General features: G+C 69.0%; 20 protein-coding genes. 14 read left to right on the forward strand and 6 right to left on the reverse strand.

Annotation, left to right across the window (positions count from 1 at the left end; translation table 11 throughout):
- The first annotated feature begins 48 nt into the window (after window positions 1–48).
- Together ACPXY0_RS02145 and ACPXY0_RS02150 are read left to right on the forward strand one after the other, a co-directional pair.
- On the forward strand, window positions 49–672 hold the full coding sequence (locus tag ACPXY0_RS02145) for a hypothetical protein (protein WP_423928035.1): 624 nt from the start codon (window positions 49–51) through the stop codon (window positions 670–672).
- 4 nt (window positions 673–676) lie between these two features.
- On the forward strand, window positions 677–1228 hold the full coding sequence (locus tag ACPXY0_RS02150; RefSeq protein WP_423928037.1) for a hypothetical protein: 552 nt from the start codon (window positions 677–679) through the stop codon (window positions 1226–1228).
- A 42-nt stretch (window positions 1229–1270) separates the two neighbouring features.
- On the opposite strand, the gene ACPXY0_RS02155 is transcribed toward ACPXY0_RS02150, so the two are convergent.
- From ACPXY0_RS02155 to ACPXY0_RS02175, 5 genes are all read right to left on the reverse strand, one after another.
- Window positions 1271–2374 carry a hypothetical protein gene (locus ACPXY0_RS02155; protein ID WP_423928038.1) on the reverse strand — a complete coding sequence of 368 codons (1104 nt, stop codon included), beginning with the start codon at window positions 2372–2374 and terminating at the stop codon, window positions 1271–1273.
- 118 nt (window positions 2375–2492) lie between these two features.
- Complete coding sequence (locus ACPXY0_RS02160) at window positions 2493–3041, reverse strand: hypothetical protein (protein ID WP_423928040.1); 549 nt, start codon at window positions 3039–3041, stop codon at window positions 2493–2495.
- Window positions 3042–3351: 310 nt separating this feature from the next.
- Window positions 3352–3747 (reverse strand): co-chaperone GroES, encoded by a 396-nt coding sequence (locus ACPXY0_RS02165; protein ID WP_419933749.1) that lies wholly within the window; start codon window positions 3745–3747, stop codon window positions 3352–3354.
- Between the two features lie 100 nt (window positions 3748–3847).
- Complete coding sequence (locus ACPXY0_RS02170) at window positions 3848–4972, reverse strand: hypothetical protein (RefSeq protein ID WP_423928042.1); 1125 nt, start codon at window positions 4970–4972, stop codon at window positions 3848–3850.
- Window positions 4973–6064, reverse strand: coding sequence for a hypothetical protein (locus ACPXY0_RS02175; protein WP_423928044.1), 1092 nt, complete (start codon window positions 6062–6064; stop codon window positions 4973–4975).
- 265 nt (window positions 6065–6329) lie between these two features.
- Here ACPXY0_RS02175 and ACPXY0_RS02180 point away from each other — a divergent pair, with 265 nt between their 5' ends.
- The 10 genes from ACPXY0_RS02180 to ACPXY0_RS02225 all read left to right on the forward strand — a co-directional run bounded on the left by ACPXY0_RS02180 (window position 6330) and on the right by ACPXY0_RS02225 (window position 15768).
- Window positions 6330–6656 (forward strand): PadR family transcriptional regulator, encoded by a 327-nt coding sequence (locus ACPXY0_RS02180; protein WP_419933746.1) that lies wholly within the window; start codon window positions 6330–6332, stop codon window positions 6654–6656.
- Entirely contained in the window at window positions 6646–7449 is an 804-nt protein-coding gene (locus tag ACPXY0_RS02185) for a hypothetical protein (protein ID WP_423928047.1), read from the forward strand. The genes ACPXY0_RS02180 and ACPXY0_RS02185 overlap by 11 nt, the downstream gene beginning before the upstream one ends.
- Window positions 7449–7820 carry a hypothetical protein gene (locus ACPXY0_RS02190; protein ID WP_423928049.1) on the forward strand — a complete coding sequence of 124 codons (372 nt, stop codon included), beginning with the start codon at window positions 7449–7451 and terminating at the stop codon, window positions 7818–7820. Before ACPXY0_RS02185 ends, ACPXY0_RS02190 begins: the two co-directional genes overlap by 1 nt.
- Before the next feature lie 150 nt (window positions 7821–7970).
- The gene (locus tag ACPXY0_RS02195) at window positions 7971–8438 is read left to right on the forward strand and encodes a (2Fe-2S)-binding protein (protein WP_423928051.1); all 468 of its coding nucleotides are present in this window, start codon (window positions 7971–7973) and stop codon (window positions 8436–8438) included.
- 24 nt (window positions 8439–8462) lie between these two features.
- Window positions 8463–10826, forward strand: coding sequence for a xanthine dehydrogenase family protein molybdopterin-binding subunit (locus tag ACPXY0_RS02200; protein WP_423928053.1), 2364 nt, complete (start codon window positions 8463–8465; stop codon window positions 10824–10826).
- Entirely contained in the window at window positions 10823–11686 is an 864-nt protein-coding gene (locus tag ACPXY0_RS02205) for an FAD binding domain-containing protein (RefSeq protein WP_423928055.1), read from the forward strand. Before ACPXY0_RS02200 ends, ACPXY0_RS02205 begins: the two co-directional genes overlap by 4 nt.
- A gap of 118 nt (window positions 11687–11804) precedes the next feature.
- Window positions 11805–12146, forward strand: coding sequence for a JmjC domain-containing protein (locus ACPXY0_RS02210; protein WP_423928057.1), 342 nt, complete (start codon window positions 11805–11807; stop codon window positions 12144–12146).
- A 207-nt stretch (window positions 12147–12353) separates the two neighbouring features.
- Window positions 12354–13514: a flavin monoamine oxidase family protein gene (locus ACPXY0_RS02215; RefSeq protein ID WP_423928059.1), complete on the forward strand. Its 1161-nt coding sequence runs from the start codon at window positions 12354–12356 to the stop codon at window positions 13512–13514.
- Window positions 13515–13657: 143 nt separating this feature from the next.
- Window positions 13658–14086, forward strand: coding sequence for a hypothetical protein (locus tag ACPXY0_RS02220; RefSeq protein WP_423928061.1), 429 nt, complete (start codon window positions 13658–13660; stop codon window positions 14084–14086).
- A gap of 155 nt (window positions 14087–14241) precedes the next feature.
- Entirely contained in the window at window positions 14242–15768 is a 1527-nt protein-coding gene (locus ACPXY0_RS02225; protein WP_423928063.1) for an IS1380 family transposase, read from the forward strand.
- A gap of 208 nt (window positions 15769–15976) precedes the next feature.
- Here the strand turns inward: ACPXY0_RS02225 and ACPXY0_RS02230 are convergent, their stop codons facing one another.
- Complete coding sequence (locus ACPXY0_RS02230; protein ID WP_423928065.1) at window positions 15977–17716, reverse strand: gamma-glutamyltransferase; 1740 nt, start codon at window positions 17714–17716, stop codon at window positions 15977–15979.
- Between the two features lie 165 nt (window positions 17717–17881).
- Here ACPXY0_RS02230 and ACPXY0_RS02235 point away from each other — a divergent pair, with 165 nt between their 5' ends.
- Together ACPXY0_RS02235 and ACPXY0_RS02240 are read left to right on the forward strand one after the other, a co-directional pair.
- On the forward strand, window positions 17882–18604 hold the full coding sequence (locus ACPXY0_RS02235) for a TetR/AcrR family transcriptional regulator (RefSeq protein ID WP_423928067.1): 723 nt from the start codon (window positions 17882–17884) through the stop codon (window positions 18602–18604).
- On the forward strand, window positions 18601–20145 hold the full coding sequence (locus tag ACPXY0_RS02240; protein ID WP_423928069.1) for an efflux transporter outer membrane subunit: 1545 nt from the start codon (window positions 18601–18603) through the stop codon (window positions 20143–20145). The genes ACPXY0_RS02235 and ACPXY0_RS02240 overlap by 4 nt, the downstream gene beginning before the upstream one ends.
- The last annotated feature ends 8 nt before the right edge of the window (window positions 20146–20153 follow it).

Genomic DNA, 20153 nt, shown 5'->3' on the forward strand with positions numbered 1-20153 from the left:
TGGTCTTACGGTCCTCGCGTTCCACGCATGGAGAATACGCTGGCTTTCATGAAGCTGAAGACCCGCACGACGCTCCTCACCGCCGCCCTGCTCGCCGCCGGCTGCGCGGACACGACGCGGCCCGAAGCCGTGTACATGGGCACGCTCAACGTCGTCGTGGCGGACGATGGCGTCGGGGCTCCGGGCTCCTTCGAAGGACGGCTGAGCGCGGACTTCCGGGTCTCGATCTCCCGGGACGGGAGCGACTGGGTCCACCTGGGCGTGCCGACGCAGGTCGATCTCGCACTCCAGGACGCCGGGGGAGCCCTCAACCTGCACCCGCCCATCGACGTTCCCGCGGGAACGTATCCGTACCTGAGAATCGTCGGCGGCTGGGGCCTGGCGCGCATCGAGGGCGGTGCGGAGGTCGGGGGTCGCAGCTTCCCCGATCCCGTGCACCTGCGGGTCGGGGAGGAACGGCTCGCGATCGAGACCCGCCTGCCGATGGCGATCTTCGTCGCGCCGGGAGGGCACATGACGCTCCGGATCGACCTCAACAGCGAGGCGTGGGTCTCGCCGGAGAATCTCGAGGCGGGCCGCGTTCCGCAGACCGATGTCGAGACCGCCCTCACCGGCCGAGCGCACGACAGGTTGCCGGCGCTCGGCGCCCCGCCTCCGAACCGACAGGCGTAGCCGCTTGTCGCGACTGGTGGCGGTAGCCGGACTGGCGATCGCCTTCGTGTGGGTCTCGCTCTGGCTCCGCTTCCGGGAGGTGACGCCCGCACCGCCCCCGGAGCCGGCGGATCTCCGCGTTTGGGACTATGTCGGCTGTCACCGGCTCCAGTTCGACAGCTGGGTCGCGGACGAGGACGGCGAAGCGCCCGACGGCGAGCCCCCGGTGGTGCGATCCCTCATGCTGTTCGCCGACTCGGTGGACGAGTACGGGAGGGAGATGAACGCCTACCGCGCCGTGCCGCTGGAAGCCGACCTGGACCGCTCGCGACTGGAGACGCGCTGGTTCACCCGGGCCGACACCCTGTGGCTCGTGTGGTCGAGCCCCGAAGTGCGGGGCGCGGTAGCGCTGCGGGCGGCCCGCGGGGGGATGGCCGGACGGGCGGTGGCGCGGCTGCGGGGGCCAGCGGTCGGCACGAACGCGGCGGGCGGCGGCTCGGTGCAGGCTCCGGTCTCGGCCTGGGAAGTGAACTGCCACTCGCTCCGCCCCGACCGGATCGGCCCCGTCGAGCGCTAAGAGCGATGACGGGCGAGCATCCGCTGGCGAGGCATGACACTGTCAAGCTGCGCATTCTCGGTCGCTTTCCGGGTTGGCCACCCGCAGGGACGGCCGCCAGAAACGCAACGTGGGGAATCCAAAGGCGTCCGTCTCGTACGAAAACAACAGGCCGCCGTCCACCGCCCCGAAGCCATCCGTGAAGTTCGCGGCCGCAAGGATGCGACCCGCGCCGGGATCCAACACCTCGATACGCTGCTCGTAGAGCGAGCAATTCTCGCGGCGCGTGTACTCTCCCGCCTCGGGGTGCAATCCCGGCGGGGTCTCCACAAGGCAGTCCGCCCAGTTGGCCGCCGCCACCGAGATCATTACCCACAGCCGATCTCGGGAATCGCTCGTCATGTATCTGATCCCCGGCGAGCCGGGCTGGTCGGGGTGCAACTCCCTGCGCGGGGAGTTCGGCGGGAACCATTCGACCTCCCGGACCAGCGAGCGCAGGCGCGTCCCCGCCGCCGCGTCCCACAGATCGATCCGGTATTCCTCCGGCGACACCGACCAGACCTCGCCGCTGCGGGCGGCGGGCGTGATCGATCGAAAGGGTGACGGGGCGCCGGGCACCCCGACCGGCACCTCGTCGAACGAGCGGACCACGTCACCCTCACCATTCATGAGGTGGAGGACGTACCCCACCCGGTCCGCGGCGTACATCGTGGCGTTGATCACATACGAGGAATCGTCGAGAACGACGGCGTCGTTCTCGAGTGTACCCGGCGAAAGGGGGTTCGTGTGCAACACCTCGAAGTCCGTCGCATCCAGCACGGTTCGGCGCCTGTTCAAGGCGTCAAAGACGTGCAGGCGGTCTCCGTGGGCGCGCACCCACCGAATCCACCGGTACTCGCCCGGCCCCTCGCCACCTCGTCCCACCCAGCGGCCGCCGGGGACATCCGCGGAGGCCACCAAGAAACGCTCGGGCCGTAGTTGCTCCGTGATCGCGAGGCGCCCGCCGGGCAGAGCCTCCACGTCGTAGGCGTTGGACACCCAGTTCTCGTCGTCCCACCCGCCGCCCCTGAACACCGGGCCGGGCTCCAGCTCGATCTCGCACGGCGGCTGCGGATCCTCCCGCAGCACCGTGGGCTGCTGGGCCTGCACCGCCCGGGACGTAGCCACCAGAAGCGCGACGGCCAATAGCGTTCGGCAAGCGGCCTCAACGGCCGTCTGGGAGCGGCCGTGCAGGGCTACATGTCCCGGCGGCGAGGGGAGCGCGGACGACGCTCCGCGGGGGCCTTCACGGCGCAAGGTGTGAACCGGCACCGGCGGCGACCGCAGCGAGGAATTCCGGAGTGGCGAGGTGCCGGAGCGGAATGTGGACGGCAACGGTTCCCTGGGTGCATCCCCGAACTTGGATGGCCATGCGTTCGGTCGCAAAGTAAAACGGCGACTTCTCGGGCTGGCCGCGGATGATTCGGTACACCTCCAAGGCGTCGCCGGCCGACACCGCCGCCAAGACTGTCTTCAGCACACCTGCGTCGTACAGGATCCCGTCGATGCCGCCGCCCCGGCACCCGGGGGGGTGCTTCTCCGTGCAGCCCTTCGGGTATGGAACGCGCGGGTGTACTCCGTCTTTCCGCTTGTAGTACCCGTCGTTGTGGACAGGAGTCACTGCGGTATGGCACTCAGACAGATCATCGGGGTCTGGATTGCAATAGAAGGTGAGACAGTCCACACAGGAATCTTCGTCCTGCGCCGCCACCGGTTTGGGATCGACCGCCCCCGCCAACAGGACGGCTCCGACAAGCAGGAACGTGAAGTGATGAAGGGATTTGAGGTTAAACACGTTGGCCTCCCGGGTCTTGAGGGGGGGACTCGCTCCCGGGACTCGCTCCCGGGACTCGCTCCCGGGACTCGCTCCCGGGACTCGCTCCCGGGACTCGCTCCCACAATTACGCGTGTTCTTTGGCGGTCCGCAAGAGGCGTCCCGCTCTCACTGCGTCGTACTGTCGCACGTCCTCTTACGGTCCATGTACGGTATGAATCCGGCGAACAAGATCCGGGAGACGAACCGGCGGACTCGCTTCGGCCCGACCGGATCACTCCCACCGACCGGTAGGCAGCCCCGACCGGTGGGCTGCCGTCGGTCCCGGGGCCTAGAGGAACGAGGGGTCGAACCCGTCCGAGGTCTCTCGCCGCTCCTCCGGCCGGACGAGGGTGAGGATCGCCCCCTGGGGTGCCACGAGATACCGGGTGCCCTCGAACGTGATCTCGACCGCCGCTTTCCGGAAGAAGAGGGCGTAGTCGCCCGGCCGTGCCTGCATGGGAAGGTAGCGCGCCTCGGTTGCGCCGATCTTCCACGGTTCATCGCCCAGTTCCGCGGGCGGCCCCACCGGCGTGCCGGGTCCGACCGCCACCACCGTGCCCGCCTGCACGGCCTGCTTGTCGATCGCGGTGGGAGGAAGATAGAGACCGACGTTGGTGCGCTCCTCGCCCTCCAGCGGTTCGATGAGCACACGGTCGCCGACGACGATGAGTCTCTTCTCGCTCAAGGCTTCCTTCCTGCAGGCGTTACTTCGGGGCTGGGGGTGACGGCGCATCGTCACGATCCCCGCCGGACGATAGGGTGCCCCGGCATCCCCGGACAGGCTCTCAGCCGGTCGAGGTCCCGTCGGTCGCGTCGGGTTCGAGGCGCGAACGCTCCCCCTCGATGAAGCTCTCGGCGCTTTCCGGGACGAACAGGTTGTCGGCGATGCGGGCGATCTCCTCCGCCTCCCGCCACCGGGCCTCGAGTTCCTTGAGTTCTCCCTCGAGCGCCTCGCGCTCGGCCTGCTCGTGCGTAGCCATCTCGATCGCCAGCCGCACATCCACCTTGAGGCCCGCCAGCGTCCCGGGCAGGGGTTTCGAGAGTGCCTCGATTTTCTTTGCCGAGAGGCCTGGCCGCCGGCGCCCGGAGAAGTCGCGCTGCGCGAGATCGGCAGCTTGTGGGAGAAACGCCTCGGGGTGGCCGGCCTCCTCGATTCGGGCCACCGCCGCGCGGACCGTCTTGCGCCCGCCACCGCTCCGGTTCGCGTGTGCCATGAGTTGCCCGGCCAGGCCGATGGCCTCGCTGCCGTGAACGATCATCGTATGTCGCCGGTCCTTCTGCTTACGTGTCCTCAGCGACTTGTCCCAGCCCGGGATGTGATCGACGCTGAGATCCCATCCCGAGGCGTCGGCGCTCGGGACCAGGCGTGACGTGTAGAGGTGTTTTCGCTGGATCCGGATCGGGTCTTCGACCTCGTTCCTGAGACGGAGGATCACGCGATCTTGATACCACTGCTGGATCAGGCTCGGGATGCTCGAGAAGGCCGCAATCAGCGAGAAGCCCGTCACCATGCTCCCGGCGACAAAGGCCCCGGTCGCGGTCGCGCCCGCGCCGGTGATGAGCATGGCCCGGCGGCGTCGGCGGCCGAACTGGTCGCCGTAGCGCCATGCCGCGAACTCCTGGCGGACAGGGTCTCCCACGCGTACGAGTTCGAGCCCCTCTTTCAGCTTGGCGAGCCCGATGTTGTCCGTGGCGACCCGCATGCGGGTCGTCTCGAAGGCGCGCTCGCAGGCCTCGATCGCCTCCCACCGTGTCTCCAGCGGCGAGAGGTTCCAGCGCTCGCAGCGCCGGCAGACGACCCAGAGCCGTCCCTTGGCTCCGTCGAAGGCGAGGCGGTGCCCGACCGGGAACTCCTCGATGGCCTCGTTCCGGTCGAGGTCACCGTGGCAGAAGATGCAGGTCGTGTACACTCAGACGTTCCGCGACGGGTTCATGGGGTCGACGTCGATGCGCTCGTGCTCGCCGGCGATGAAGCCGTCAACGCTCTCGGGGACGAGCAGGTTGTCGGCGATGCGTGCGATCTCCTCGGCTTCGCGCCACCGCGCTTCGAGTTCCTTGAGTTCTCCCTCGAGGGCCTCTCGCTCGGCCTCCTCGTGCGTCGCCATTTCGATCGCCAACCGCGTGCTCTCGCTCATGCCCGCAAGCGTACCGGGCAGAGGTTTCCGCATCCGTTCGATTTTTCTTGCGGGCGGGTGGTCCTTGGCGGATCGCTGGAAGGCATGCAACGCCATGTCCGCCGCTTCGGGAAGAAACCCCTCGGGGTGGCCAGCGTGTTCGATCCGGCTCACCGCCCTGCGGATCGCGCTCTCCCTGCCCCCGCGACGGTTGGCTTGTGCCATCAACTGACCCGCGAGCCCGATCGCCTCGCGTCCGTGGATGATCATCGTCTCCCGCTTGTCCCCCCCGCTCCAGCCCGGAAGGTGATCGACGCGCAGCCCCCATCCACCGCCCTCGCGATCGGGCACGAGACGAGAGGTGTAAAGGTGTTTCCGGAGGACCCGAACCGGCGCTCCACCCTGATTCCGAGTCCGGAGGACAACGCGCTTGAGGTACCAGGTCTTCGTCAGCCTGGTCGTCAACCAGAGTGAGCCCAGGGAGAGTACGCCTCCCACAACGAGAGCCCCCGCGGCCGTCGCGGCCGCGCCGGTGATGAGCATGGCCCGCTTGCGGCGCCGACCGAACTGGTCTCCGTAGCGCCACGCGGCGAACTCCTGCCGGACGGGGTCGCCGACGCGCACGAGTTCGAGGCCCTCCTTGAGCTTCGCGAGGCCGATGTTGTCGGAGGCGACCCGCATGCGGGTGGTCTCGAAGGCGCGTTCGCAGGCCTCGATCGCTTCCCACCGCGTCTCCAGCGGCGAGAGGTTCCAGCGCTCGCAGCGCCGACACACGACCCAGAGGCGTCCCCGCGAGCCGTCGAATGCGAGGCGGCGACCGACCGGGAACTCCTCGATGGCCTCGTTCCGGTAGAGGTCGCCGTGGCAGAAGATGCACGTCGTATACATTCGTCTCTCGATCCTCACCGCTGGACGCGTCGGCTGCGTAGCCGACGGCCCCCGCGTCGCCGTCCAATGTCGCTACGTGGCCCGGCCGGGGATACCCGCCACGGGCGTCACTTCATCGTCCGGCCCCGCAGTGATGGCCGCTCGGCTGTCTTCCCTCCGGCTGCGGGTTTCATATGCAGAGTTGCGATATAAAGAACATCTTTATAGCCTGCAGGTGAAGTGGTGAGAAACCCGCGATTCGTAACCCCTTCATGTGAGGCGCAGCGTGCAGGCGAACCTGTCGAAGCGAATCAACGAGCTACTGGTGCTCGCCGTTCTGGAGCGCGGGCCCGCCCACGGTTATCAGATCGCGCTCTCGGTGGAGGAGCGCAGTGGCGGCGCGTTCTCCTTCCAGCACGGTACGCTGTACCCGATCCTGCACCGGCTGGAAGCGAAGGGGCAGGTCCGGGGGTCTTGGGACGGGGAAGGGCGACGGCGGAAGACGTATGAGATCACCGGCGCCGGACGGGGCGAACTCACGGACGGAGCGGAAGAGCTGGAGCGGCAGTTTCGAACGCTTCTCGAGGTCCTGGGGGGGACCCATGCGGCGTAAGCACCCGTTGGAGGCGGTCGAGCGCGATCTCAGGGTGTCGCCGCGGCGGCGTCTCGAGCTGATCGAGGAGCTGGGTGCGGACGCGGAGGCGCTCCAGGACGAGCTGCAGCGTCGGGGTCACCGCCCGGCTCAGGCCCGCCGGGCCGCGCTTCGGCGACTCGTCCCGACCGAGGAGGCGCTCGGGGAGCTTGAAGCGCAGCACGCGCCCCCTCTTGGCCGCTGGGTGCGGACCGCCGGGTGGCTCGACCGGGTGGAGCGTCTCGGCGTCGGGGCGGCCGCAGTCGTGGCCGGTGCGGCGGCGCTGGTTGTGGTTTGGTGGCACGCCCCCGCGAGCCCCACCCCCATTCTGGCCTGGCCCCAGGTGGCCGTGGTCGCGCTTCTCGCCGCCAACTGGACCCGGGCAGCCAAGCGCCTATGGATCGACGGAGACCTGCGACCGGCATTCCGTCAGCAACTGTGGCATCGGCAGATCGGCCTCGTCGTCGCGGCGATCGCCCTCGGGGCACTGGGGGCCGCCTGGGAGGGGTACAGCACGTTGGGCGCGCTCGAAGCCGAAGCCGCTGTGAGACGCCCAGCGGTGTGGGACGCCGTTCGCCGGAGCGTCTCCTTCGCCGCGCTCGGTCTAGGCGCTGCGATCTTCGGGCTCTTCGGCTGGCTCGCGATCACCCCACGTCTCATCACCGACGAGATGATCGAGCGTCGCATTTCGATGTTCTTCACCCGTCCGCCGCTCACACTGACCTCATCCGGACTCGCCTCAACCAGACTCACATCAACCAAAGGGAGGGAATGATGTCCTTCATCTCATCGCTCGGAGTCATCCAGTATCCGCTCTGGATCGTCCTTGCTCTGGTGCTGTTTCAGATCGGCCGCGCAACGACCGACCTGGTTCGCCGCGAAGCCGCGGTCGACGGGCTGCGCATCCATTCAATTCTCATTCTGGGGGCCCTCGCGGCGTGCGTCGGCGTCCTCGGGTCGCTGGTCGGGGTGTGGATGGCGGCCGACTTCATCTCCCGGGCGGGTGACGTAAGCCCGGCGTTGGTCTGGAGCGGCATCCAGGTGGCACTGGGTTCCTCGATCGTCGGCTTCCTCATCCTGGGCCTCGCGTCCGTCGCCTGGCTCGCTCTCCAATACACCGCGGCGCGCCGACAATCGGCCATCTAGAGGAGCCCGGAGCGCCCAACGCGGCGGCACCCGTTGCACCGGCCCGGCGGCCCGTTCTAGACTGATTCCCCCCGGCCGATGGGCGGCCGGATGAGTCCCGTTCTGGAGCTCCGCCGGCGCTCTTGCCGGCACAGGATCAGGAGTGGCCGCATGAAGCGCATCTCCGTGACGGTGAATGGGGTTCGGCACGAGGCGGACGTCGAACCCCGCACCCTCCTCGTTCATTTCATTCGCGAACAACTCGAACTGACCGGCACCAACGTGGGCTGCGACACGTCCTCGTGCGGGGCCTGTACGGTGCTCATGGGAGGGCAGTCCGTGAAGTCGTGTACGGTGCTCGCCGTCCAGGCCGATGGCCAGGAGGTGGCCACCGTCGAGGGTCTCGCATCCAACGGCGACTGGCACCCGATCCAGAAGGCGTTCCACGAGAACCACGGCCTCCAGTGCGGCTTCTGTACGCCCGGGATGATGATGGCCGCGGTCGGCTACCTGGATGAGAACCCCTCGCCGACGGAGGGGGAGGTTCGGCTGGCGCTGGAGGGCAACCTCTGCCGCTGCACCGGCTACCACAACATCGTCAAGGCGGTGCTCGCGGCCGCCGACGATATGGGCGCTTAGGCGGCCAGGGGAGGGACGAGAGATATGGCGACGGCTGAGAAATACGTAGGCGGCGGGGTCCCCAGGAAAGAGGATCCCAAGCTCCTCACCGGGCAGGGCCAGTTCGTGGAAGGCCTCACGCTGCCCGGCATGCTTCACATGGCACTCGTGCGCAGCCCGTTCGGATCGGCGCGCATCAACTCGGTGGATGTGTCCGCCGCCAGCGCCGCGGACGGCGTGGTGGCCGCGTTCAGCGGGGCGGACCTGGCCGGAGAATGGGCGGCCGGGCTGCCCATGGCGTGGCCCGTGACGGACGACATCCGGATCCCCGACCACTGGCCCGTGGCGCAGGATGTCGCGCGCTACGTGGGCGACGCGGTCGCGGTCGTGGTGGCGACCAGCCGCAACTCGGCGCTCGACGCGGCGGAACTGGTGGAGGTCGACTACGAGGTGATGCAGGCGGTCGTGGACGTGGAGGCGGCGCTGGCCGACGACGCGCCCCGCGTGCACGAGTCGTTCGACGACAACAAGAGTTACACCTGGACCCTGACCAACGGCGACGTGGACGCGGCGTTCGCCAAGGCCGACGTCGTGGTCAAGGAGCGCTACACGCAGCCCCGGCTGATCCCGAACGCGATGGAGCCGCGCGCGGTCGTCGTCCAGTCGGTGCCCGCGGCGGGCGACTACACCGTCTGGTCGACCACGCAGATCCCGCACGTGGCGAAGGTGTTGTTCGCGCTCACGCTGGGGATTCCGGAGTCGCAGATGCGCGTGATCGCGCCGGATGTGGGCGGCGGCTTCGGCTCGAAGCTCAACGTGTACGCGGAGGAAGCGCTCTGCATCGCCCTCGCGCGCAGGCTCCGCAGACCGGTCAAGTGGGTGGCGAGCCGGAGCGAGGGGTATGTGGCCACGATCCACGGCCGGGACCAGGTGCAGGAGATCGAGATCGCGGCGACCTCGGACGGCAGGATTCTGGGGTACCGGGTGAACATCCTCGCGGCCATGGGCGCCTATCTGCAGCTCGTGGCGCCGGGGGTCCCGCTTCTCGGGGCCTTCCTCTACTGCGGCTGCTACGGCGGGGAGGCGTACCACTTCGAGTGCACGGGCGTTTTCACGAACACGACGCCGACGGACGCCTACCGCGGCGCGGGCCGGCCCGAGGCCACCTACGCGATCGAGCGGGCGATGGACGTGCTCGCCCGCGAGGTCGGGGTCGACCCGACCGAGATCCGGCGGCGGAACTTCCTCCCGGCGGGCGACATGGTCCAGAGCCCGGGCGGCCTCGCCTTCGACTCGGCGAACTACGAGCCCGCGCTGGACCGTGCCCTGGAACTGCTGGACTACGACGGGTTCCGCCGCGACCAGGCGGAGCGCAGGGAGAGCGGGGCGGGCAAGCAGATCGGCGTCGGGTTCTCCTCCTACGTGGAGATCTGCGGGCTCGCCCCCTCGCAGGTGCTGGCTTCGCTGAAATACGCGGCGGGCGGCTGGGACGCGGCCACGGTGCGCATGCTGCCGACCGGGAAAGCGGAGGTCGTGACGGGCAGCTCGCCGCACGGGCAGGGGCACGTGACCTCATGGTCCCAGATCGCGGCGGACGCGCTCGGGATTCCGTACGAGGATGTCACGGTGCTGCACGGCGATACACATGTCGCGCCCCACGGGATGAACACATACGGAAGCCGCAGTCTCGCGGTGGCCGGGGTCGCGGTCTACAAGGCCTGCGGCCGGGTCGTCGACAAAGCGCGGCTCCTGGCGGCGCACCTGCTCGAGGTCGCGCCCGAGGATCTCGACTACGAGGCGGGGACCTTCTCCGTGAAGGGGGTTCCGGACCGCACGAAGTCGATGCCCGAACTCGCCTTCGCGGCGTGGACCGCCCACAGCCTGCCGGAGGGCTCGGAGCCCGGGCTCGAAGCGGGCTGTGTGTACGATCCGCCGAACTTCACCTTCCCGTTCGGTACGCACGTCGCCGTGGTCGAGGTGGACACCGACACGGGAGCCGTGGAGCTCGTCCGCTACATCGCGGTCGACGACTGCGGGCCGGTGATCAACCCGGTGATCGTGGACGGACAGGTACACGGCGGCGTGGCGCAGGGGATCGCGGCCGCGCTGTACGAGGAGGCGACCTACGCCGAAGACGGGACGCTCGAGACCTCCTCCATGATCAACTATCTCGTGCCGTCGGCGGCCGAGTTCCCGTTCTTCGAGACGGACCGGACGGTGACGCCCAGTACCTCGAACCCGATGGGGGTGAAGGGGATCGGCGAGGCGGGGACGATCGGTTCCGCGCCGGCGGTCATCAACGCGGTCGTGGACGCGCTCGCGCACCTCGGCGTGACGGACGTCCCGATGCCGGCGACTCCGGAACGAGTATGGCGAGCCATTCAGGCGACGCAGGGAGGTGAGGCATGATTCCGGCTTCCTTCGAATACGAGCGCGCGGGGTCCCTCGACGAGGCGCTGAGTCTTCTCGCCCAGGGAGGGGAAGACGCGCGGCCGCTGGCCGGCGGACATTCACTGCTGCCGCTGATGCGGCTGCGGCTGGCGCGGCCGACGCTGCTGGTGGACATCGGCGGTCTGGACGAGCTGCGGGGGGTGCACTCGGATGGCGACGCGGTCTCGATCGGCGCGCTGACGACGCATCACGAGCTTGCGGGCGCCTCGGAGCTGACGGGCGGCTGTGGGCTCATCGCCAAGGTGGCGCAGGGGATCGGCGACCCGCAGGTGCGGCATCGAGGCACCATCGGCGGCTCCGTCGCGCACGCGGATCCGGCCTCGGACCTGCCCACGGCGCTGCTCGCGCTCGACGCGGAGATCTCGGTGGCGGGGAGCGGCGGCACGCGCTGGGTCGCCGCGGCCGACTTCTTCGTCGGGCCGTTCATGCCGGCCATGGACTCCGGTGAGATCGTGACCGGGATCCGGGTGCCGCGAAAGGACGGCTGGGGCAGCGCGTACCACAAGTTCCAGCGGCGCGCGCAGGACTGGGCGATCGTCGGGGTCGCCGCGGTCGTGCACTGGAGCGACGGGATCGCGGGGGCCGCGATCGGCCTCACGAACATGGGCGGCACGCCGCTACGGGCGCATGCGGTCGAGGCCGCCCTCGCCGGCGCCTCCGAGAAGGCCGAGATCATGGCGGCGGCCTCGAAGGTGTCGGAACTCGAGACGCCGCCAGCGGACGAGAACGCGAGTTCGGAGTTCCGCCTGCACCTCGCGGAAGTGCTGATCCGGCGCGCCCTCGCGGAGGCGGCGGGCTGCCCCGGGATGAAACATTAGCCCGGCTCTCTACACACTGCGCGCGTGGGCGGTCCGTCGCGGGGGATCGTGACGCAGGTCCCCCGAATTGGGGATTGCCAGGACTTGCTCGGGCGATAGACGTGCGTAGGCACGCACTTTGCCGGTCTCATTCGCTCATCCCCTCCGACAGGGAGAGGCACCGCGGAAGACCGGGAAGACCTGTAGCCCACCGACATCAGGACGCGCGACGTTCCGCGCCAGAACTCAGACGAACATCTATCTGACTCCGCCGCATGCTCGAGGTTTCAGGCCCCACTGGGACACGCATGATGTATTCGTGCTGCAGGTGGAAGGGTCAAAGCGGTGGCGTCTCTACGACGGTGGACGGCTTGCCCCGCACGTCCCGGCACCTTGCCGAGCGGTGGGGCAAAGAACTGGACGCGGTACTCCGCGCACTCAACCCGGAAATCAACCCGCACGGCGGCGCGATCGTCACTAAGGAGCCAACATCAAAAAGACAACTGTCAGCCGCCGGAACTTTCTCGTCCGGGGTAGTGGTGCCTTGGTCTCTCTCTCCTTGGGCACTGGCTGCTCGGACAACGGGATGGGTCCGGTCGTCAGTGTGCCCCCTGCGCCCCCGCCCGCGCCTCCCCCCGCGCCAACGCCACCGCCGCCGCCACCGCCGCCGCCCGAAGATCGGGTCGACGTGATCGTGGTGGGCGCCGGTCTGTCCGGGCTCGTCGCCGCATACGAGTTGGTCCGGGCGGGGCACGATGTCCGGGTTCTGGAAGCAAGAAACGCAGCCGGGGGCCGGGCGCAGACACTTCGCGAGCCCTTCGACGACGGGCTCATCGCCGAAGCTGGCCCTGCCCGAATCCCACCCGACCATGATCGAACGCTCGGCTACATCGACCACTTCGGCATCGAGACATCTCCCTTCTATACGCAGGAAGGTGAGTACCTCATCGTTCCCGAGCAGGGCGACCGCTACCGGGAGACGCCGGGCGTGTTCCTCGGTGGGGGACGGGACACGTGGCTCAAGATTCCGGCTGGGACCGATGCCCTGCCGATGGCGTTCGCCGAAGCGCTCGGAGACCGTGTGCGGTACGGCTCGCCGGTGACGAGGGTGGTCCGGGATGAGGCCGGTGTGGTGGCCACCTACGGAACCGGCGACGCCGCGGAGGAGCTGAAGGGCAGCCACCTCATCTGCACCGTCCCCCTCCCCGTCATCGACAAGATCGTGTTCGACCCCATCCTCTCGGAAGCGAAGCGAGCGGCCTTCGAAGCCACTTCCTACCAGGACGTCACTCGGGTCTACGTCCAGTATGCGGAACGAAATTGGGAGGGCGACGGCTTGAACGGATGGGGGCTGTCGTTAGTGGGGGGGTTCTGGGAGTTCTGGCATCCCACCTGGAATCAGCCGGGGCCTCGGGGAATTCTGATGTCCTACATGTACGGAGACATGGCGCGCACGGTCGCGGCGATGGAGCCCGGCATCATCGTGCCCGACTTCATCGATCGCTTTGATGGCTTCTTCCCCGGCTCGCGCGAGGTCGCGGAGCGCGGAACCCACTTCGCGTGGGAGCACCAGCCTTGGATTGGGGCGGCCTACACCCAGCACGATCCCCCGTTCGCGGAGCACCCGGAACTGGCATCACCCGAGGGCCCCATTCACTTCGCTGGCGAGCACGCCTCGGGGGAGCGGGGGTGGATGCAGGGAGCCCTCCAGTCGGGCCTGCGGGCTGCCTCGGAGATCGATGCGACGGTGACGGGGGAGCGCTCCGGCGCGGCCGTGGCAATCTCGCGGCGGCGGATGGTGCGCCGTTTCGCGGCTGGCCTCCATGCGCCGGAATGGTTGGCGGCGTGACGCCATTCTGGCCATTTCCTGCGGGTAGCGGCCTTTCGCTCCACCACACGGGTATCCCCACTGATATTGAGGGCGCGGCAAGGCTGGCGCATGATGAGCCGTTCGAGTTTGAGAAGTGGGCCGTTACACGGATACCGAGGCTCTTGCCGAACATGGTGCAGGTCGGCGATGGCGGTATCGACGGCGTGGGGAGATTGCTCACGAAGCCCGCCAACGTGGATTCCGACCTCGCCATCGCCCAGGTGAAGGGCGGGATGTGGAAGGCGGGCGACTTCCGCGACTTCACGGGCCGAATACCGATTCTCCCGGCAGCCACCGGAACTTACATCACGCTCCACCCGGTTACCTCGCGCGCGGCCCACGCGGAAGCCGCACGATTGGGCGTGCTTCGTATGGACGGTGCAGCGCAGACATATCCGAGGGCGCAGTTGTGGTCCATCGTGGACTGCTTCGAGAACCGACCGCCCCGGCTGCCGCCGCTAGCCAACCCGTATACTGGGCAGGCGATGCAGCAGGAATTGCTCCAGCTCTTCCAAGCACACACGGGGGGGGAAGTTGTAGCCTGGGTATAGGTCCCTTGTTTTGCGGGGCGCCTGATCGACCGCTAGTCCCAAGACAAGCGTGATTCGGGCGGGACATCTACCAAAGAGTACCGGAAAGGCCTATCCTGATTGTAGTTATCGGATTCGGGCGGTGGACGCCCGGTCCCAACCAGGAGGCCTTTCCGGTGAAGAGAATATCGCATCGCAAGAGCAGGAGGAACAGTGCCCGTCGGAAGCGGAAGGTTCGGGCGCGGCACTGTAAGGCGGGACGCCGGCGGGCGCGGGCGAAGCCCGTGTTCTCGGCGGGCGCGGTCCACTACGAGATCGGGGCGCGGACGAGCGCGATGAGCTTCGGGGGCATCGGCGCCGTGCGGCGGCTGGTGTCGAGGCTGGGGCTGGCGCGGGGGATCGACGCCCGGCTGAACCTCTTGAAGAGACGCCTGCCGTACCACGAGTCGGACCACGTGCTGAACATCGCGTACAACCTGCTGTGCGGGCGCGCGCGGCTGGAGGATCTGAACGGCCCGCGCCACGACGCGGCGTACATGGACGCGCTGGGCGCGGCGCTGATCCCGAGTCCGACGGCGGCGGGCGACTTCACGCGGCGCTTCTCCGAGTCCGACGTGATCGAGCTGATGGAGTGCATCAACGCGGTCAGGCCGCGGCTGTGGCGGGGCCGGGGCCGGGATCTGCTGGGGCCGGTGGCCTACGTGGACGTGGACGGGACGCTGGCGCCCACGCTGGGCCGCAAGAAGGCGGGCATGGACCAGTCCTACAAGAAGGTGTGGGGCTACCACCCGCTGGTCGTGTCGCTGGCCAACACGTGCGAGGTGCTCTACGTGGTGAACCGGCCGGGCAACGCGGTGAGCCACCGGGGCGCGGCGGCGTGGATCGACAAGGCGATCGACCTTGTCTCGCCGCATGTTCCCGGGGTGTGCGTGCGCGGGGACACGGACTTCTCGCTGACCGTCAACTTCGACCGCTGGAGCGAGCGGGCGGACTTCCTCTTCGGCTACGACGCCCAGCCGGCCATGGTCAAGCGCGCCGAGGCGCTGGAGGCCGGCGCGTGGCCGCGCCTGGAGCGCGGGCCGCGCCATGTGTCCCCGACGGGGGCGACGCGGAGCAGGCGGCCCGACGAGAAGGGACGGATCGTGCGCGAGCGGGGTTACCTCAACAAGCGGCTGAACCACGAGGACGTGGCCGAGTACGACTACCGGCCGACCAAGTGCCGCAAGACGTACCGGATGGTGGTCGTGCGAAAGAACACCGGCAAAATGAAGGGCGAGCTGTGCCTGGTGGACGAGATCCGCCACTTCTTTTACATCACCACCCGGAGGGACCTGAGCGCGGCGGAGGTCGTCCGGCTGGCCAACGCGCGCTGCGACCAGGAGAACGTGATCGAGCAGCTCAAGAACGGGGTGAACGCGCTGCGGGTGCCCGTGTACGACCTGGTGAGCAACTGGGCCTACATGGTGATGGCGGCGCTGGCGTGGAACCTCAAGAGCTGGCTCGCCATGATGATGCACCTGAAGGCCGACCGCCGGAAGTACATCGCCATGGAGTTCCGGCGCTTCGTCCGCGAGATGATCCTCGTGCCCTGCCAGGTCATCCGCCGGTCGCGGCGCACCACGCTCAGGATCATCGGCTGGCAACCCACCACCGACCGGCTGTTCAGCGTCTGGCGCACGATCGAGAGGACCGGCTTCGGCTGACGCCGCCCCCGGTTCTCCCGCTCGTCCCACGCCTCCACCCGGATCCGCGGGGACCGGTGTCTCCCGCCGCCAAATCACGCTCCCCCAAGCCCCGCCCGCCGAGCGAAGAACCCCGCATCCCCGCCCCGGAACCACCCAGAAACGGCTTTCCGGCAGGCTCTTCGGCCCATAATCCGCCACCCGAGGTCATAGTGATACCTTGGGAGCCCTACTCGCTTGTTTTAGGGCAGTTGCCTCCGCTCACTCCGGCCGGGCGGGGCGCGACCGCGGCGCCCTCCCAGTCGGGGTCGGCGGCGCCGATCCAGGTGCCCGTCACGGCGTCGTACTGAAGGCCGTGGATGCGCCCGAACGCGCCCGGCCGCGGGGTGGCCGTGATGTCGAACCCCATGTCGCGGAACGCCTCGACCGACGCCTCCGACCAGCCGTCCTCCGGCCCCGCCTCCACCGCGAAGCCGGCGAGTCCCTCGGGTCCCATGTCCGGGTGCACGCGCGGGGCCGCGAGGGCGGCCGGGAGCGCGAGACCGTCGTCGATGACCCGCGTCACCGCCTGGACGACCGCCGAGACGATCCGGATGCCCCCCGCGGCTCCGAGCACGAGGAGCGGTTCGCCGTCGTCGAGCACCATCAAGGGGGTGATCCCGGAGCGGGCGCGCTCCCCCGGCTCGCTGATCCCGAGGTAGCCGCCCAGCGTCACCGCGTAGAGGAAGCCGAGTCCGGGCGTCGCGACCTTCGCGCCCATGCCGGGGCCGATCGTCTGCGTGAGGGCGACCGCCATCCCGTTCCCGTCGGCCGCCGACAGGTGCGTCGTGTGACCCTCATCCGGCGGCAGCCACAGATCACGATCTCCCGCGGCGAGCGCGAGGCTGAGGGGGGACATCGCCGCCCCGGACCGCGAGCCCGATTCCATGGTGGCCGCGGAGGGCACCCGCACCTGCTGGGCCAGTTCGCGCGCGAAGGCCTTGGACGTTACGCGTACGGCCGAGGAGTCGGAACTGTCCCGCCGGTATTCCGTCATCGCGAGGGCCAGCGACTGGGCGATGACCGAGGCCCACGCCTCGTCGCTCATGCTGTCGGGATCGAAGACCTCCGCGATGTGGAGGGCGAGGATCGCGATGGCTCCCGACGCCGGGATGTCCGAACCGACCATCTCGAAGCCCCGGTAGGAACCCCGCACGATCCGGGAGTCCTCGGCCCGGTACGTGTCCAGCGCCTCGAGGGTCAGGAAGCCGCCATTGGCCGCCATGTCCGCGGCGATGCGGTCGGCGATCCCGCCGCGGTAGAAGGCGTCGCCCCCGCCCAGTGAAATCGCCCTCAGCGTCGCGGCCATGTCGGACTGCACGAGCCGCTCCCCAGGGCCGTAGGGCGATCCGTCAGGCTTCAGGTAGTAGCGCCGCGCGCCCTCGGATTCGGCGACCTGCGCCCGCGAGCCGGCCTGACGGCGGGCTTCACCCGGCAGCAGCCGGAAACCGTGCTCCGCGTAGTCGATCGCCGGGGCCATGACCGTGGTCAGCGGCAGCGAGCCGTACTCCTCATGCAGCCGCATGAGCCCCGCGACGGTTCCCGGCACGCCGACCGTGGCGTATCCGTACGCGGCGCTCGGCGCCGTGGCGGGGTCGTATCCGAGCGGGACCGAGGTCGTTCCGTCGATGCCGGCGACCTCGCCGTCCGGGGTCCGGATGAGGATCTGGTTCCGCCCCCCGATGCTGTTCATGCTCGGTTCGACCACGGAGATCGCGAAGGCCGCGGCGACGGCGGCATCGGCGGCGTTGCCCCCGAGTTCCAGCATGCGTGCGCCGGCGGCCGCCGCCAACGGCTGCGCGGCGGCGACGACCCCGTCCCCGGATCGCGCCACCTGGGCCGCGCTCTGCGCCATCAGGACGACCGGCAGCGTCGCGAACGCGAGTACGGTGACGACGGTCGCGGTGTACACCCGGATGCGTGGTTTCATCTCTCCTCCGTCGCTCCACCTCTCGAATCACGCGGCCCCGTTGCCAACGGTCACGAGCCGGGGGCGCAAACTTGCGGTCGATCCGGCTCGTGACTAGTGTCCGGCCCCCGTTGACAAAAACGTTAAACCTTCCTGACAACTTCCTCACGACTGCGGGAGATCATGATGGTCGCGAAATCGGGAGCCGCCCCGGCCGCCCTCGCCGGCGACCCGGGCATGGAGGCGACGCCGAAGGCCGGGAGGGCGCCGGAACCGCCGGGGACCGAGCAGAAGATCTTCGACGCGGCGCTCGAGGTGTTCGCCCGCAAGGGGCGGGATGGCGCGCGGCTCCAGGAGATCGCGGACCGCGCGGCGATCAATCGCGCCCTGCTGCACTACTACTTCCGCACCAAGGAGCAGCTGTACGAGGCCGTATTCGCGCACGGCTGCCGCCAGTTCATGACCGGGTTGAGCCAGTCGCTGCGGGCGGAGCAGGGGTTCGAGGACAGCCTGCGCGCGTTCGTGTACGGATACATCGAATACATCTACGAACATCAGGACATGGCCCGCCTCATGCTGAGCGAGTGTCTGTGCGGCGGCGGGGTGCTCGAGCGACACCTGACCACCGCGATGGAGGCACGTGAGGAAGTGCCGGGGCTCCTTCTGGAGGACAGGATGCGGACGGCAATGGCCGCGGGGGAGATCCGGGAGGTCGACCTGCGGCACACGCTGCTCACGATCGTTTCCGCGTGCCTGTTTCCGTTCGTCGCGCTGCCGACGGTGCGACTCTTCCATTCGCGGGCCGTGGAGAACTTCGATCGGTTCCTGCAGGAGCGGAAGGCGCACATCGTCGACCTCCTGCTCGGGGGGCTGCGCCCGGCCCCCGCCCGGGAGGAGGCGCGCGCATGAGAACGTTCCTGCGGCGCGGCGCCGGACTGCTCCTGCTGGCGACGGCGAGCGCCTGTTCGCTCGCTCCGGCGCCCCGCATGCCCGCCACGGTGGTGGAGATGCCCGAGGCCTACGATGTAGAGGCTCCGCCCGCCGAGGTCGAACCCGAAGCGCTCGCCTGGTGGCGCGCGTTCGACGATCCGACGCTGGACCGCCTGATCGAGACCGCCCTCACCCGGAACCTCGACCTGCGGGAGGCGATCGCGCGGCTCGAGGAACTGCGGCATCGCTACCGGATCGCGCGGGCGCCGCTCTTCCCGGCGCTGAGCCTGAGCGGAGACGCCAACCGGTCGAGCACCCCGGCGAATACCGGACTCGGCTCCCAGTTCGGCGGCGACGACGACGGAGCGGGCGACGGGGATGGCGGGTTCCCGGGGCTGGGGTTCGCCTTCCCCGACCGCTTCGAGTTCACCACCTATTCCGCCTCGCTCGGCTTCTCGTACGAACTCGACTTCTGGGGGCGTCTGCGGAACGAGTCGGGTGCCGCCGTGCGGGATTTCCTCGCCTCGCGAGGGGATGCCGAAACGGTGCGTCTCACGGTCATCGGCTCGACGATCTCGACGTATCTCGAGGTCGTCTCCACGCGCGCCCAGCTCGCCATCGCCGAGGACAACGTGGACCTGCTGAGGGAACGCGCGGAACTCACCCGGGAGCGATATCAGGCCGGCCTCACGAACACCTTCGAACTGTACGCGATCCGGCAGCAGTACCGGACCGCCGAATCGAATCTTCCGGGGCTGCGCACGGCGTTGGACGACGCGGAGGGCCGTCTCGCGCTTATCCTGGGACGCTACGCGGGGACGATCGATGACCTGCTGCCGGCCGGCCTCGCGCCGGCGATCGACCCGACGCCGATCCCCGCCGGGCTGCCGATGTCGCTGCTCGAGGCGCGGCCCGACGTGATGGCCGCCTTCGAGCGCGTCGAGGCGGCCCGCCTGCGCGTGGGGGCGCGCCGCGCGGACCTGCTCCCGTCCATCTCCCTGAACGCTTCGGGGGGCTTCCAGTCGGCCGAGGCGGAGAACCTGTTCTACGTCGACCAGTGGTTCGGGAACCTGATCGGCGGCATCGTCGCGCCGATCTTCCAGGGGGGCCGGCTGCGGGCGAACCTCGGTGCGGCCGGGGCGCAGTACGACCAGGCCCTCATCGCCTACGCGCGCACGGTGCTCGGCGCCTACCGGGAAGTGCGGACGAGCCTGCGGCAGTTCGAGAACGAACGGGAACGCTACGCGCAGGTGATGGAACAGGTCGCGGATGCCCGAGCGTCGCTCGAGAACCAGCTCGAGCGCTACCAGAGCGGGGTCGGGGACTACGTCGAGTACCTGGATGCGAGGGTCAACCTGAACGGGGCCGAGACGACGCGGGTGCTCGCCGAACGCGGGTTCGGCGAGGCGCGGCTCGCCGTCCACCGCGCCCTGGGCGGCGCGTGGGTGGCGGAGGATGTCGAAGAAGTCGACATGAGCGACAACGAGGGCGGAGCGCAGACGCTCCCCGATCTAAGATAGGGCGGAGA

Origin of the sequence: Candidatus Palauibacter sp. (assembly GCF_965237495.1) — a bacterium.
Classification (GTDB): domain Bacteria; phylum Gemmatimonadota; class Gemmatimonadetes; order Palauibacterales; family Palauibacteraceae; genus Palauibacter.